This is a genomic window from Ochrobactrum sp. P6BSIII (assembly GCF_014138065.1).
In the GTDB taxonomy this organism is placed as follows: Bacteria; Pseudomonadota; Alphaproteobacteria; order Rhizobiales; family Rhizobiaceae; genus Brucella.
On the sequence record NZ_JACGXB010000010.1, the window covers coordinates 90,075 to 103,325 of the forward strand.

Genomic DNA, 13,251 nt, shown 5'->3' on the forward strand with positions numbered 1-13,251 from the left:
CGGTTTTCGCCGGTCCACTCTCCGCGCGAAACGGAGAACAGACCATGCAGCTTGAAGGCAAGGTAGCCATCGTCACCGGTGCTGCCCGCGGTATTGGCTATGCCATCGCAAAACGCTTCCTCATGGACGGCGCCAGCGTCGTTCTTTCAGATATCGACACCACGGCAACCTTGCAGGCGGTCAAGGACCTCGAACAATTCGGCGATGTGCGCGCCATGGCGGCGGATGTCGGCGACAAGCTCGATATCCATAATCTGATGACCTTTACCGTCACCAATCTCGGCGAGATCGATATTCTCGTCAACAATGCCGGTATCGTGCACAAGGCGGATTTTCTCGACCTCAAGGAAGAGGATTTCGACCGCGTCATGCGCGTCAATCTGAAGGGCGCATTCCTGTGCGGACAGGCTGTCGCCAAGCGCATGGTCGCCCGTGTGGAAGCCGGTGGCGAAGCAGGCACGATCATCAACATGTCATCGATCAACGCCATTTTCGGACTGCCGGAACAGCTCGCTTATTCCGTCTCCAAAGGCGGGCTGAGCCAGCTGACACGCACCATGGCCGTAGCGCTCGCGAAATGGGGCATCCGCGTCAACGCCATCGGTCCCGGCTCCATCCAGACAGACATGCTGTCGGCAGTGAACACCGACGCCGAGGCGCGCAAAACGATTCTGTCACGCACGCCGCTTGGCCGAATCGGAGAACCGGCGGAAATTGCATCCATCGCCTCGTTTCTCGCATCGCGGGACGCCAGTTATATCACCGGCCAGACGATCTATGCCGATGGCGGACGTCTGCCGCTCAGCTATATGGCCGAACCACGTTTCAAACCGTAAGTGCTTGCGATGCGCTGGTACCGATACCTATATATTAGCGACATAATAATATCGCTTTGCTCCTGACAGAAAGCTGTCAGGAGGGGTGTGCGATAGTGTTTCCCTAAGGATGAGGGAGATCAACTATGGCACTCGCAATCGCACCGCTGATCGCAATCTTGAGGGAATACAGGCGCAGGCATGATGAGCGCCGCCGTTACGTCCGCACCGAACGCGCACTGGACGGTTTGCCGAAAGATTTGCGCAAGGATTTGGGCTGGCCGGATCGCTATCTGGAACAGCGCAAGACCAAATATTGCAACGGAGAGTAAACCCGGAATGCGCAGAGCAGACCGTCTTTTCCAGATCGTTCAGCACCTGCGCGGTGGCAGGCTTGTCACCGCGCGCCAGCTTGCCGAACGGCTGGAAGTCTCCGAACGAACCATCTATCGCGACATATCCGACCTGCAATCGACCGGCGTTCCGATCGATGGCGAGGCCGGTGTCGGCTATATATTGCGGCAGGGTTTCGAGCTGCCGCCGCTGATGTTCACGCGTGATGAAATCGTTGCGCTGGTAGCGGGTGCGCGCCTCATCCGCGCCTGGGGCGGTGTATCCATGGCGCGCGGCGCCGAGGAAGCTCTGGTCAAGATCGAGGCCGTACTGCCCAAGGAAGAGCGCGCGCGCATCACCGGCACACAAATCCACGCCCCTACTGCCAGAATCAGTATCGACGAGCGCCGCATCATCGACGCTGTTGAGCGCGCGGTTGACGAAAGCAGCGTGCTCAATATCCGCTACCGTGATCTCGAAGCCCGTGAGAGCGAACGCGATATTCGCCCGCTCGGCCTGTGGTTCTGGGGCAAGGTATGGACCGTGATCGGCTGGTGCGAACTGCGTAATGCGTTCCGCACCTTCCGCACCGACCGCATTGTCGAGGCAAGCGAAGCTGGCCGCCGGTTTAGGGCCGAACGCGGCAAGACACTGGCCGACTTCTACCGCCTGATGGAAATGAGCGAGTACAACGCGTTCAAGGACTGAAACGCAGCATAATAAAAAACCCGCCGAACCGGCGGGTTTTTTGATCACTTGTTACGAAGATTATTCTTCGTCTTCGTCGGTGTTCGTGCCCTTGAGGGACGAGAGCTTCGCGAAAACCTTGTCCGCGTCGAGTTCTTCTTCTGCAGCCGGTTCGTCGCGATAATCGAAGTTTTCCGTTGCGGAAGCTGGCAGCAGCGTGCTGTCGGATTCCGGTGCAGCCGGACGGTTGCGCGCTGCGCGTTCGACTTCAATGTCGAGATCGATCTGCGAGCAAAGGCCGAGCGTGACCGGGTCCATCGCCGTCAGATTGGCCGAGTTCCAGTGCGAACGGTTACGGATCTGTTCGATGGTCGACTTGGTCGTGCCGATCAGGCGCGAAATCTGCGCATCCTTCAGCTCAGGATGATTGCGCACCAGCCAGAGAATCGCGTTCGGACGATCCTGACGCTTCGACAGCGGCGTGTAGCGTGGGCCCTTGCGCTTGGCTTCAGGAACGCGAACCTTCGGGTCGGCAAGCTTCAGACGGTAGTACTGGTCCTTTTCGCCCTTCGCGATTTCCTCGCGCGAAAGCTGTCCTGTAATGACCGGGTCGAGACCCTTGATACCCTGCGAGGCTTCGCCATCGGCAATCGCCTTCACTTCCAGCGGATGCAGCTTGCAGAAAGCTGCAATCTGATCAAACGACAGAGCCGTATTATCGACAAGCCAGACGGCCGTTGCCTTCGGCATAAGAAGCTGAGTGGCCATTAGATATAATCCTTCTGTTCGTCCGCTCCGGTGGCGCGGGACGTGGAAAAAACCACAATTTCCGGGAAATCACGGCCTATATATAGGTTTTTTGGCAGCAGGGCAAGAATGCGCTGAAGCCGTCACAACAATCTGTGCGTGATTTCCCAATTGCGGCCATGACGAGCCAAAAATGGCGGGTTTGAGCAGCTGAAGCGCAAAACCACGCCATTTGCAGGCCGTCAGAACCGGAATTCTCAGGCTATATCGAGCACGATCTTCCCGATATTTCGCCCCTCTTCCATGCGCTCATGGGCACGCCAGGCATCCTTCAGGGAAAAGATCATGTCCATGACCGGCGCAACGCGGCGCTGGGCCAAAAGCGGCCAGACCTTGGCCTCCAGCTCGCGTGCAAGGCCTGCCTTGAACTCGACCGGGCGGGCACGCAAGGTCGATCCGGTATGAGTCAGACGCTTGGTCATCAGCAGCGCGAAATTGGCTGTTGCCTTGGCGCCATTCAAAAAGGCGATCTGCACGATGCGGCCATCTTCGGCGGCAACCTTATAATTACGGTCGACATAATCGCCGCCCACCATGTCGAGAATAACATCGGCACCCTTGCCACCGGTCGCGTCCTTGACGGCGGTGACGAAATCCTCATCGCGATAGTTGATTGCCCGGTCTGCGCCAAGTTTCAAACAGGCATCGCATTTGTCCTTCGAACCGGCGGTCACAATGACCTTTGCCCCAAACGCCTTACCCAACTGGATGGCGGTCGTACCGATACCCGACGAACCACCGTGAATAAGCAGGGTCTCGCCTTCCTTCAGCCCACCACGTTGAAAAACATTGTGCCAGACGGTGAAGAAGGTTTCCGGGATGGCGGCGGCCTCGATATAGCCATAGCCGGAAGGCAGCGGCAGTGCGTTGGTTTCATGCACCACGGCATATTCGGCATAGCCGCCGCCGGGTAGCAGCGCCACGACCTGATCGCCTTTTTTGAAGCGCTTCACACCCGTACCGAGAGCGACGATATCGCCTGCGATTTCCAGTCCCGGAATATCGGATGCGCCGGGCGGCGGCGCATAGCTTCCCTGGCGTTGCAGCACGTCGGGGCGATTAACGCCCGCAGCCCGCACGCGCACCAGCACCTGCCCCTCTCCCGGCTCCGGCATGGACCGCTGAACGGGGCGCAGCATATGCGCGCCACCCGGTTCGGAAATCTCGATTGCAGTCATCCGGGAAGGTAAATCGGCCATCATCATCAACTCCTGTTCGAACGCAGCCGGAATCTTGTGCGCCTTACACAGCTTCGCACCGTCGCAGAAATGCCTCACATAAGGTCTGATCTGGTGCCGTTCTCGGACACACGCAATTCCGTTAGAGAAATCGTAATCGATTTTCCCAAATATATATGCGAAGATTCAAGGTGTTAAATCTTTTCTCGGTGACTAAGCCATCATTGACCACGGAGGAAGGCCATGAGCGGTTTCGAAGAAGATGCGATAAAGCCACGTGACAGCGCGGTGCTCAGCGAAGATGAACTGTCGCTGCTTTCGGTCGCAGAGATCGATCAGCGCATTGTCTTGTTGCAATCGGAAATCGAGCGACTGAAAACCCAGAGACTGAAAAAAGGCGACAGCCGTGCTGCGGCCGAAGCCCTGTTTCGCTAGAATAGAAGCCTCCGGGCTTTGCCGGTTCGATAAGCCCTGACAGAGCTGAAGCGGCTTCAATCCGATCACACATATTGAAGCCGCCTCAACCAGACCACACCCCTTGATGCCCATCGAAAGCCGCATAAGGCGGCTTCAGCCAGTTTCCGGGCATTCATCCACGGGGCAATCACATAGGAATGTCGTTGTGCGCGTTTACATTCAGGTCCTGTCCCTTCTCTGTGGTACAGCCTTTCTCCTGATGGCATCGGGTCTACACGGGTTGCTCCTGCCCTTGCGTGGTGGCGCCGAAGGCTTTTCGGTCGCATCGCTCGGCATGCTGGGCACCACCTGGGCAGGCGGCTTCGTGGCGGGTTGCCTCTTCGCCCCGCGCCTTGTGCGCCGTGTCGGCCATGTGCGCGCCTTCGGCTGTTTCGCAGCATCGGCGGCAGTCATTGCGCTTCTTTCCGGCATCTTCGTAGACGCAACCATATGGGTCATCCTGCGCGCCTTCACCGGCTTCTCAATGGCGGGCGCCTTCATGGTCATCGAAAGCTGGCTCAACGAACGCGCCACCAATGAATCACGCGGCAAGATCTTCGGCCTCTATATGATGGTCAATTACGGGGCCACCATGTCCGGCCAGATGCTGGTCGCAGGCGGTGATGTGCATTCCGACCACCTGTTCATGATCTGCGGCATTCTCTTCTGCCTCGCGCTCATTCCAACCGCTATTTCCACGGCCGTCAGCCCGCGACCGCTCACCGAAGTCCAGCTTGATCTCAAGGCGCTTTACCGCAACTCGCCTGCCGCCTTCGTCGGCTGCATATTGATCGGCATTGCCAATGGCGCATGGGGCACGCTCGGGGCTGTCTTTGGCGCGAAATCCGGCATATCGACCACCGAAATCGCTCTCATGGTCAGCGTGACCATCGCTGCGGGCGCTTTGATGCAGATCCCTATCGGACGTATTTCCGATCTGGTGGATCGCCGTTTTGTGCTGGCAGGCGTCGCAGCGCTGGCCGCTTTCGTCGGTCTGATCGCATTTCTCGTCGGACCATCAAGCGGGCCGGTCATCATCGTCATGACAGGCTGCTACGGCGCGCTTGCCTATGCGCTCTATCCCGTTGCCGTTGCTCATGCCAATGACCATGCAACGGCGGAAAGCTTTGTGAAGGTTTCCAGCGGCCTGCTGCTGCTTTACGGCTTCGGCACCATGCTCGGGCCGCTTCTGGCCGCTGCCGCCATGGATATATTCTGGCCATCCGGGCTCTTTGCCATCACCATGCTGGCGCATATTTCCATTACCGGATACGCGCTGTTCCGCTCGCGCCAGCGTGCCGCTGTGCCGAAAGAAGAAAAAGATCAGTTTAAGAGCATGCCTTCCGAACGTGGTGCAACGCCGGAAGCGATGAACCTCGATCCGAGAGCTGAAGCAGAAAGCTGATGTGACAGGTCAGGTCGCCAGACGCGCGAGAGCATGAAGGCGCTGAAAATACGCTGATAAAAATATATGAATCAGAATGTTTGGCGGCTGAGGCACAGCCGCCAACTACAGCCCCAGATACAGCCATCAAAAGCCCAACCGCCATTCGACCGTTCTGGCCGAGATGCTTAATGCGATATCAGGGCAGCAACACCCGGCTTTCGCCGGTCTGTTCCACGTCCGATATGAAATGGCTTGAAGCGCCTTTGCGGCTTTCCCTGTTTGTGCGCCCGGCGGGCGCTAGCGTCAGTGACGCGTTACCTGAGATCTAAGCTTCTCAATCTGGTCCTTCAGCATAAGCTTCTTGCGCTTGAGAGACGCGACGTGAAGATCATCCATTGCCGGTGACGCCAAAGCATCGGAAATTTCCTGCTCCAGAGCGCCGTGCTTCTTTTCAAGCGTGGCAAGATGGGACTCGATAGCCATCATCAGTTCTCCTTGGTTGATTTCCACACAATAATGGAACAGCCAGACCAACCTCCGTGGCAGGTGCTGTTGCTCCATTTGCTCAACTGCATGAACGCCCGGCACACCTCCTGTTTATCCGGGCCAGACACACAGTCCCGGCTGTCAGGGACGCGGTTTTGATTTGTCGCCTTCGACAGCCGCTATCCATGACAGAACCATGACAGTTTGGCATGAGTTTGGTGCAAAGTCGATTTTGTCGTGGTAGCATTTTCCAATCGCGAAAAATGTGATAAGGGCTTGCCCGAAACGGGCTTGTGACGTGCCTTGACCAAGGTTCGACGCAGCCCGTAAAACTATTCAACAGAATGGGGTTCCGCATGTCCGATCAGGAACAGGCCGAGATCAGGTTGGCCGTCGCACGTCTGAAACAGGAACACGCGGATTTCGATGCAGCCATCAATGCGATGATAGCTGTCGGCTGCGACCAGTTGCGCGTCCAGCGCATGAAGAAGAAAAAACTCGCAATCAAGGACAAGCTTCAGGAAATGGAAGATCAGGTCATTCCTGACATCATTGCCTGATTGCGTCTCATATTGAAAACAAAGCCGGGGTTCGCCCGGCTTTATCATTTTTATCCACGCAACATCTCATCCGCGAACGCATGAAACAGAGCAGGACAGATCAATGAGCGTTACAGCCGACGTCGCCATTATCATGGGCAGCCAATCTGATTGGGAAACCATGCGCCATGCCGCAGACACGCTGGAGGCGCTGGGTATCGGCTTCGACGCCCGTATCGTTTCCGCTCATCGCACGCCGGACCGGCTGGTCGCTTTCGCCAAGGGCGCGAAGGCTGAAGGCTTCAAGGTCGTGATCGCCGGTGCAGGCGGCGCGGCGCATCTTCCCGGCATGACCGCCGCCATGACGCCCCTGCCCGTCTTCGGCGTACCGGTCCAGTCGAAGACGATGTCGGGACAGGACTCGCTCCTGTCCATCGTGCAGATGCCTGCCGGCATCCCCGTCGGCACGCTGGCCATTGGACGCGCCGGCGCCGTCAATGCCGCCCTGCTCGCCGCTGCCGTTCTGGCGCTCCACGACGACGCCCTTGCCGCACGTCTCGATGAGTGGCGTAGCGCCCAGACCGAGAGCGTGGCTGAACGTCCTACCAATGAGGTCTGATATGGAAAAATCCGCACTTCAATCCGGAGCGACGATCGGCATCATCGGCGGCGGACAGCTGGGCCGCATGCTCGCCATGGCCGCCGCACGCCTCGGCTTCCAGACGGTCATTCTCGAACCGCAGGCAGATTGCCCGGCGGCGCAGGTGGCAAACCGCCAGATCGTGGCAGCCTATGACGATCCAAAAGCACTGGCCGAACTCGCCGCTGCGTCAGACGTTATCACCTATGAATTCGAAAACGTGCCGGTCAGCGCCGCCGACAAGCTCGCCGAGACCGCAATTGTTTTACCGCCGCCGGCAGCGCTTGAAATCTCGCAGGATCGCTTCAACGAAAAGCAGTTCCTCAACGAAAGCGGCATTGAAACCGCGCCATGGCGTTTGGTTGACGATGAGGAAACGCTGATCGCAGCGCTCGGTGCGCTCGGCGAACGCGGCATCCTCAAGACCCGCCGCCTCGGCTATGACGGCAAGGGACAGGTGCGCCTGACATCGCTGGACGAAACCGCGGCCCATGACGCGCTGGTCGCCATCAACAACGCCCCGGCCATCCTCGAAGGTTTTGTCGATTTCGAACGTGAAGTCTCGGTCATTGCCGCCCGTGACCGCAGCGGCAATGTCGCCATCTACGACATTGCCGAAAACGTGCATAAGGACGGCATTCTCTCGACATCGACCGTTCCTGCCCACATCACCGCACAGACGGCTGATGCTGCGCGGCAGGCCGCAGAGAAGCTCTTGCACGCACTCGATTATGTCGGCGTTCTGGGACTTGAATTCTTCGTCTTGAAGGATGGCTCGCTGCTCGCCAATGAATTTGCGCCACGCGTGCACAATTCCGGCCACTGGACGGAAGCCGCCTGCGCAATCTCGCAGTTTGAACAGCATATCCGTGCGGTTGCCGGACTGCCGCTTGGCAATACGGACAGGCATTCCGATTGCGTGATGGAAAACCTGATCGGCAATGATGTCGACAAGGTGCCAGCGATTCTCTTGGAACCCAATGCCGTGCTGCATCTCTACGGCAAAAAGGAAGCCCGCGAAGGCCGGAAAATGGGCCATGTGACCCATATCAAGCCCCGCGCGAGCTAAGCTTTGTCGGGAATCTTGACGATTCCCGATGACTCCGCCGTCTGCGACAAGATTTTCGGCCCCTCACCCGTGAATCTGCCGCGCAGGAGTTGACATTTACCCGAAACCTTGTGTATTTCGGCCAACCCTTCAGGCACATATACCGTGTCTGTAATCAATTGGCGCCTTGGGCGCTGTTTTTATGAAGCCCGGCGGCGTGTTCATGTCGATGGGCCAACCAGACCGGTGATTGACATGAAGATCAAGAACTCGCTTAAAGCGCTTAAGGGCCGTCATCGCGACTGCCAGCTGGTCCGCCGCAAGGGCCGCGTTTACATCATCAATAAGACTGCTCCGCGCTACAAGGCTCGTCAGGGCTAATCTTATTTTTGATTTTGCATTTGACGTTCCGCCGTGCATAGGGAAATCTATGCATATGCGGAACGTTTTTGCATGTCTGAAGATTTTTGCGACGGTTGCCGCATTCGGTGCGGCGACATTGTTTGTCGACGGCGCACGCGCCGAGATGACGCCTGATAAGGCGCCTTTGAATTCCCCGCTGATCGCTCCGCTCACGCCCGTGCAAATTGGCGCAGACAGCGAGCAGAAGCCAGATTCGACGCAGCCAGCCCCTGCCAAAGCTGCCGAGCCCCAGACGCCGGAAGAGCGCCTCGACAAGCTGTTTGCCGAATTGCGCAAAACGCCGGACGAAGCCAAGGCACGGCGCATTGCTTCGCAGATCAATACGCTCTGGTCGCAATCCGGCAGCGCTACGATTGACCTTCTGGTGCAATGGGCCAATGCTGCCCTGCTCGAACGTCGCTATGCGTCGGCGCTTGATTTCCTGAATGAAGCCATCGCTCTCAATCCGGATTATGCTGAAGCATGGAATCGCCGTGCGACCGTCTATTTCCTGCAAAAAGACTATGCCCACGCCATGTACGACATCAATCGTACGCTTGAGCTGGAGCCGCGCCATTACGGTGCCCTGACGGGCATGGCGGCCATTCTGCGCGCCCGTGGTCTCAAGGAGCAGGCGATGAAGGCTTACGAGCAGGCGCTGATCGTTTATCCGATGATGCGCGATGCCCAGAAGAGCTTCAACGACCTCGCCGACGAGCTGGCCGACACCCGCACCTGACACTGCAAGTTGCATTCTTCGTGATGCCGGTCTGCAACGAGCAGTTTGCTCCGCTCCGGTACTCGAAAATCACTCGTTTCGTCACGGCCTGACGAATTTGCAACTGTAGTGCTGATCTGCAAACAGAACTATCCCACAAAGCAAAACGCGCCCCGAAAGGAGCGCGTTTTTCGAACTTATGCGGATGAGCACCCGAAACTGGATGAGATTCGGGATGATGGTGTGCCGAAAATGGTGGGGCTTTGAGACCCGGAGCGGAATGTACTTAACGTACATGAGCACCGGAAGCTCAAAGGCGCGCCATTTGCAGGCCACCAGAGCCCGAATATCGCCAGTTTAGACGCCGGACTTGCCGTCCGCGCCGATATAGGCGATGCGCAGCATGTTGGTCGCGCCTGGCGTACCGAAAGGCACACCGGCGGTGATGATGATGCGCGAACCGGCCTTGCCGAATTCTTCTTCGAAGACGATCTGGCAGGCGTGGTCGACCATGTCTTCCAGATCATGCGCATCGGCGGTCACGACGCAATGCAGGCCCCAGACGAGCGAAAGCTTGCGGGCGGTATCGACGACGGGCGACAGCGCGATGATCGGCGTGCGTGGACGCTCGCGGGCGGCACGAAGGCCAGTGGTACCGGAAGCCGTGTAGGTCACGATGGCCGACAGCTTCAGCGTTTCGGCGATCTGGCGGGCTGCGAGCGAAATCGCATCGGCGCCGGTTGGCTCAGGTGCTGCACGCTGCGCATCGATGATGGTCGAATAGGTCTGTTCCTGCTCAACCTGCTCGGCAATGCGGTTCATGGTGGCGACCGCTTCGACCGGATACTGGCCCGATGCGGATTCAGCCGAAAGCATGATGGCATCCGCGCCTTCGAACACAGCCGTTGCAACGTCCGACACTTCGGCGCGGGTTGGCACCGGCGCGGTGATCATGGATTCGAGCATCTGCGTCGCGACAACGACCGGCTTGCCAGCGCGGCGGGCACGACGGGTGATCTGCTTTTGAATGCCGGGAACGCTTTCAAGCGGCATTTCCACGCCGAGATCGCCACGGGCAACCATCAGCGCGTCGGAAAGCTCGATGATCTCATCAAGACGCGTGACAGCCTGCGGCTTTTCGATCTTCGACATGATGCCGACCTTGCCGCGCGAAACCTTGCGCACTTCGGCCAGATCTTCGGGACGTTGAATGAAGGACAGCGCAACCCAGTCGATTTCTTCCTTCAGCACGGCATCAAGGTCCTTGCGGTCCTTTTCGGTCAGAGCGCCGACACCCAGCGTGGTGTCCGGCAGGCTGACGCCCTTGCGGTCGGAAATGCGGGTGCCGGAAATGACCTTGCAGCGGATAGACTTGCCGTCGGTTGCTTCCGCAACCAGATGCAGCTTGCCATCGTCGATGAGCAGGCGGTGACCCGGCTCGACCGCTTCCAGAATTTCCGGATGCGGGAGGAAGACGCGGGTTTCGTCGCCCGGCGCTTCGTTATTGTCGAGCGTGAAGGTCTGGCCGGGAACGAGATCGACCTTTCCGTCCTTGAACTTGCCGACGCGCAGCTTCGGGCCCTGAAGGTCGGCGAGAATGCCGATCGGGCGGCCAATGGCCTTTTCCACATTGCGGATGCGCTTCACGAGGGTGCGCATCAGGTCATGGTCGGCATGGCTCATATTGATGCGGAAAACATCGGCACCGGCTTCAAAGAGCTTGCGGATGACGGCTTCCTCGCCAGACGCCGGACCCAGCGTTGCGAGAATCTTGACCTTGCGGTTACGCTTCATTGACTATTCGTTCCTGTAACAGTGGGGGTTTCCGGCGGTGTTTCGTCTGCAAGCTGAACCATCCAGCTCGACTGTTCCCCGGTATCATATTCCTGGAAGCCATTGCGCTGGAAGCCGCGCGCAAAGCAATCCTGTACGCCTGAAATGCGGAATTCCTTTTCCGCGACGCACATATTCACATTGCCCTGCCAGCGACCGTCGCCCTGGGCGTCCTCGGCATAGAGGTAATAATAGCGCGAAGTCAGCGGGCCTTCGATCAGCGTTTTGCAGGTCGAGCCTTCGATATGCCACCAACCTTCCGTTACCCAGCCGGTCTTGGCCCGGTAACCGATGGCGACGCCAACAAGATTCTGCGTCGAATTACATACGCGGAAATCGGCACGCGCCTCCACAGATGTCATGCCGAGTGCGCCAAGCAACACAGCGGAAAATACAGCTAGGAAGTGTGGAAGTCGCATCCGCCGAACCCCTTCAGCCCGCAATCGCTTTTGTTTCACGTCTGGAAATCCCATTTCGGTCGCTCTCTTTTCGGCAGTTTCGCCGGTGATGTCAACGCAGTCCCAGCGAGAAGAAAGAACATGACGAAAGAATGATCGTTGCAATCCCGGCTTTCTCATGACAGACCTGAAACAGCTTCCCGCGCCCGATGAAAATCAATCCCGAATTGTTCCTGGGAATTCAATCCGTGTCGTTCGCCAAACCGTCAGTCACTTCGTTCTCGCCTGTTTACAGGGTTGAAGGCGATTTTCGCCTCGGCCTGCTTCTGACCGCCGACCATGCACGGCGCGACGTGCCTGCCGAATACGGTAGTTTGGGTCTGGAAGAAAGCGAATTCGACCGTCATATTGCTTATGACATCGGTGTCGAAGCCCTGACGCGCGAACTGGCCGCCCGACTTGGGGCGCCTGCGGTGCTGGGTGGTTTCTCCCGCCTGCTGATCGATCCCAATCGCGGCGAGGACGACCCGACGCTCATCATGCAGCTCTCGGATGGCGCGGTTATCACCGGCAATTATCCGATGTCGGCAGGCGAGCGGGAAGACCGGCTGACCCGTTTCTATCGCCCCTATCATGATGCTGTGACAGAAATGAGCGCCCGCGTCGCAAGCGAAAGCGGCCATGCGCCTTTCATCGTCTCGATCCATTCATTCACACCACGCTGGAAGGACAAGGCCCGCCCCTGGCATATCGGCCTGCTCTGGGACAAGGACGACCGCGCCACCGTCCCGCTTCTCTCGCTGCTGCGCGCCGAACCGGGCTTGGTGGTTGGTGACAACGAGCCTTATGACGGCGCACTGCGCAACGATGCCATGTATCGCCACGCCACGGCCAAGGGCTTTGCCCATGTGCTGATCGAAGTGCGGCAGGACCTGATTGCCGACGCGGCCGGAGCGATGGAATGGGCGGAACGGCTTGCTCCGATGCTACAGCAGATCAACAGGCTCGAAGGCATTCACGAGGTCCGACACTTCGGCTCGCGCACCGGCGCAGTGGCGTAAGCCGCCGCTTTTCCACAGTGTTCCACAGGGTTTGACCCTATAAATCGTGCCGGGCATCGAAAAGGCTCTTAATTTTGCCCGCGACTCGCGGGAAAACCGGTCCAGAGTTTCAGACATGCGAAATCGTGCATCTGCGCCATTCGCATCCATCAAAAATGAGAATTGGAGAAACCGCGTGAGCGACGACATTACCAGCGAAGCCCAAACCATTGCCGTCGGCCAGTTGCGTGCCTTCATCGAGCGCATCGAGCGCCTCGAAGAAGAAAAAAAGACCATCGCAGACGATATCAAGGAAGTTTACGCTGAATTGAAGGGTTCAGGGTTTGACAGCAAGGTCGTGAGGACCATTATTCGTCTGCGTAAAAAAGAAGACCATGAACGTCAGGAAGAAGAAGCGATGCTCCAGCTCTATATGGACGCGCTTGGCATGGGCTGACCGAAAGCTCTTCCCGGAGCTTTTACC

Annotated in this window: 17 protein-coding genes; 12 read left to right on the top strand and 5 right to left on the bottom strand. The window is 58.1% G+C overall.

Going from position 1 to position 13,251, the window contains the following annotated elements:
- Window positions 1–44: 44 nt before the first annotated feature.
- The 3 genes from FHW00_RS15245 to FHW00_RS15255 all read left to right on the top strand — a co-directional run bounded on the left by FHW00_RS15245 (window position 45) and on the right by FHW00_RS15255 (window position 1,856).
- On the top strand, window positions 45–836 hold the full coding sequence (locus FHW00_RS15245) for an SDR family NAD(P)-dependent oxidoreductase (protein WP_078339505.1): 792 nt from the start codon (window positions 45–47) through the stop codon (window positions 834–836).
- A gap of 125 nt (window positions 837–961) precedes the next feature.
- Complete coding sequence (locus FHW00_RS15250; protein WP_078339506.1) at window positions 962–1,147, top strand: hypothetical protein; 186 nt, start codon at window positions 962–964, stop codon at window positions 1,145–1,147.
- Window positions 1,148–1,154: 7 nt separating this feature from the next.
- On the top strand, window positions 1,155–1,856 hold the full coding sequence (locus FHW00_RS15255) for a helix-turn-helix transcriptional regulator (protein WP_078339507.1): 702 nt from the start codon (window positions 1,155–1,157) through the stop codon (window positions 1,854–1,856).
- Between the two features lie 60 nt (window positions 1,857–1,916).
- Here the strand turns inward: FHW00_RS15255 and FHW00_RS15260 are convergent, their stop codons facing one another.
- Together FHW00_RS15260 and FHW00_RS15265 are read right to left on the bottom strand one after the other, a co-directional pair.
- Window positions 1,917–2,603, bottom strand: a complete 687-nt coding sequence (locus FHW00_RS15260; protein ID WP_078339508.1) for a DUF1013 domain-containing protein — start codon at window positions 2,601–2,603, stop codon at window positions 1,917–1,919.
- Window positions 2,604–2,839: 236 nt separating this feature from the next.
- Window positions 2,840–3,844, bottom strand: coding sequence for an NAD(P)H-quinone oxidoreductase (locus FHW00_RS15265; RefSeq protein WP_078339588.1), 1,005 nt, complete (start codon window positions 3,842–3,844; stop codon window positions 2,840–2,842).
- A gap of 219 nt (window positions 3,845–4,063) precedes the next feature.
- On the opposite strand from FHW00_RS15265, the gene FHW00_RS15270 reads away from it, so the two are divergent.
- Window positions 4,064–4,255 (top strand): DUF1192 domain-containing protein, encoded by a 192-nt coding sequence (locus FHW00_RS15270; RefSeq protein ID WP_078339509.1) that lies wholly within the window; start codon window positions 4,064–4,066, stop codon window positions 4,253–4,255.
- 187 nt (window positions 4,256–4,442) lie between these two features.
- A complete protein-coding gene (locus FHW00_RS15275; protein ID WP_078339510.1) occupies window positions 4,443–5,681 on the top strand; it encodes an MFS transporter in 1,239 nt (412 codons plus the stop codon).
- 285 nt (window positions 5,682–5,966) lie between these two features.
- Here the strand turns inward: FHW00_RS15275 and FHW00_RS15280 are convergent, their stop codons facing one another.
- Window positions 5,967–6,149, bottom strand: a complete 183-nt coding sequence (locus FHW00_RS15280) for a YdcH family protein (protein WP_171058804.1) — start codon at window positions 6,147–6,149, stop codon at window positions 5,967–5,969.
- Between the two features lie 356 nt (window positions 6,150–6,505).
- Here FHW00_RS15280 and FHW00_RS15285 point away from each other — a divergent pair, with 356 nt between their 5' ends.
- The 5 genes from FHW00_RS15285 (at window position 6,506) to FHW00_RS15305 (ending at window position 9,517) form a co-directional block, all read left to right on the top strand.
- Window positions 6,506–6,709, top strand: a complete 204-nt coding sequence (locus FHW00_RS15285) for a YdcH family protein (RefSeq protein ID WP_078339590.1) — start codon at window positions 6,506–6,508, stop codon at window positions 6,707–6,709.
- Between the two features lie 103 nt (window positions 6,710–6,812).
- Entirely contained in the window at window positions 6,813–7,307 is a 495-nt protein-coding gene (purE, locus tag FHW00_RS15290; protein WP_078339511.1) for a 5-(carboxyamino)imidazole ribonucleotide mutase, read from the top strand.
- 1 nt (window position 7,308) lies between these two features.
- Window positions 7,309–8,397 (top strand): 5-(carboxyamino)imidazole ribonucleotide synthase, encoded by a 1,089-nt coding sequence (locus FHW00_RS15295; RefSeq protein ID WP_078339512.1) that lies wholly within the window; start codon window positions 7,309–7,311, stop codon window positions 8,395–8,397.
- A gap of 234 nt (window positions 8,398–8,631) precedes the next feature.
- On the top strand, window positions 8,632–8,757 hold the full coding sequence (gene ykgO, locus FHW00_RS15300) for a type B 50S ribosomal protein L36 (protein ID WP_010661422.1): 126 nt from the start codon (window positions 8,632–8,634) through the stop codon (window positions 8,755–8,757).
- A gap of 37 nt (window positions 8,758–8,794) precedes the next feature.
- Entirely contained in the window at window positions 8,795–9,517 is a 723-nt protein-coding gene (locus FHW00_RS15305) for a tetratricopeptide repeat protein (protein WP_078339513.1), read from the top strand.
- Window positions 9,518–9,853: 336 nt separating this feature from the next.
- Here FHW00_RS15305 and pyk read toward each other — a convergent pair whose 3' ends face one another.
- Both pyk and FHW00_RS15315 read right to left on the bottom strand, forming a co-directional pair.
- Window positions 9,854–11,290, bottom strand: coding sequence for a pyruvate kinase (gene pyk / locus FHW00_RS15310; RefSeq protein ID WP_078339514.1), 1,437 nt, complete (start codon window positions 11,288–11,290; stop codon window positions 9,854–9,856).
- Window positions 11,287–11,748: a DUF1036 domain-containing protein gene (locus FHW00_RS15315; protein WP_078339515.1), complete on the bottom strand. Its 462-nt coding sequence runs from the start codon at window positions 11,746–11,748 to the stop codon at window positions 11,287–11,289. Before FHW00_RS15315 ends, pyk begins: the two co-directional genes overlap by 4 nt.
- Window positions 11,749–11,936: 188 nt before the next feature.
- Here FHW00_RS15315 and FHW00_RS15320 point away from each other — a divergent pair, with 188 nt between their 5' ends.
- Entirely contained in the window at window positions 11,937–12,788 is an 852-nt protein-coding gene (locus FHW00_RS15320; protein ID WP_078339516.1) for an N-formylglutamate amidohydrolase, read from the top strand.
- Window positions 12,789–12,963: 175 nt separating this feature from the next.
- Window positions 12,964–13,224, top strand: coding sequence for a DUF2312 domain-containing protein (locus FHW00_RS15325; RefSeq protein ID WP_061348000.1), 261 nt, complete (start codon window positions 12,964–12,966; stop codon window positions 13,222–13,224).
- Window positions 13,225–13,251 lie beyond the last annotated feature (27 nt).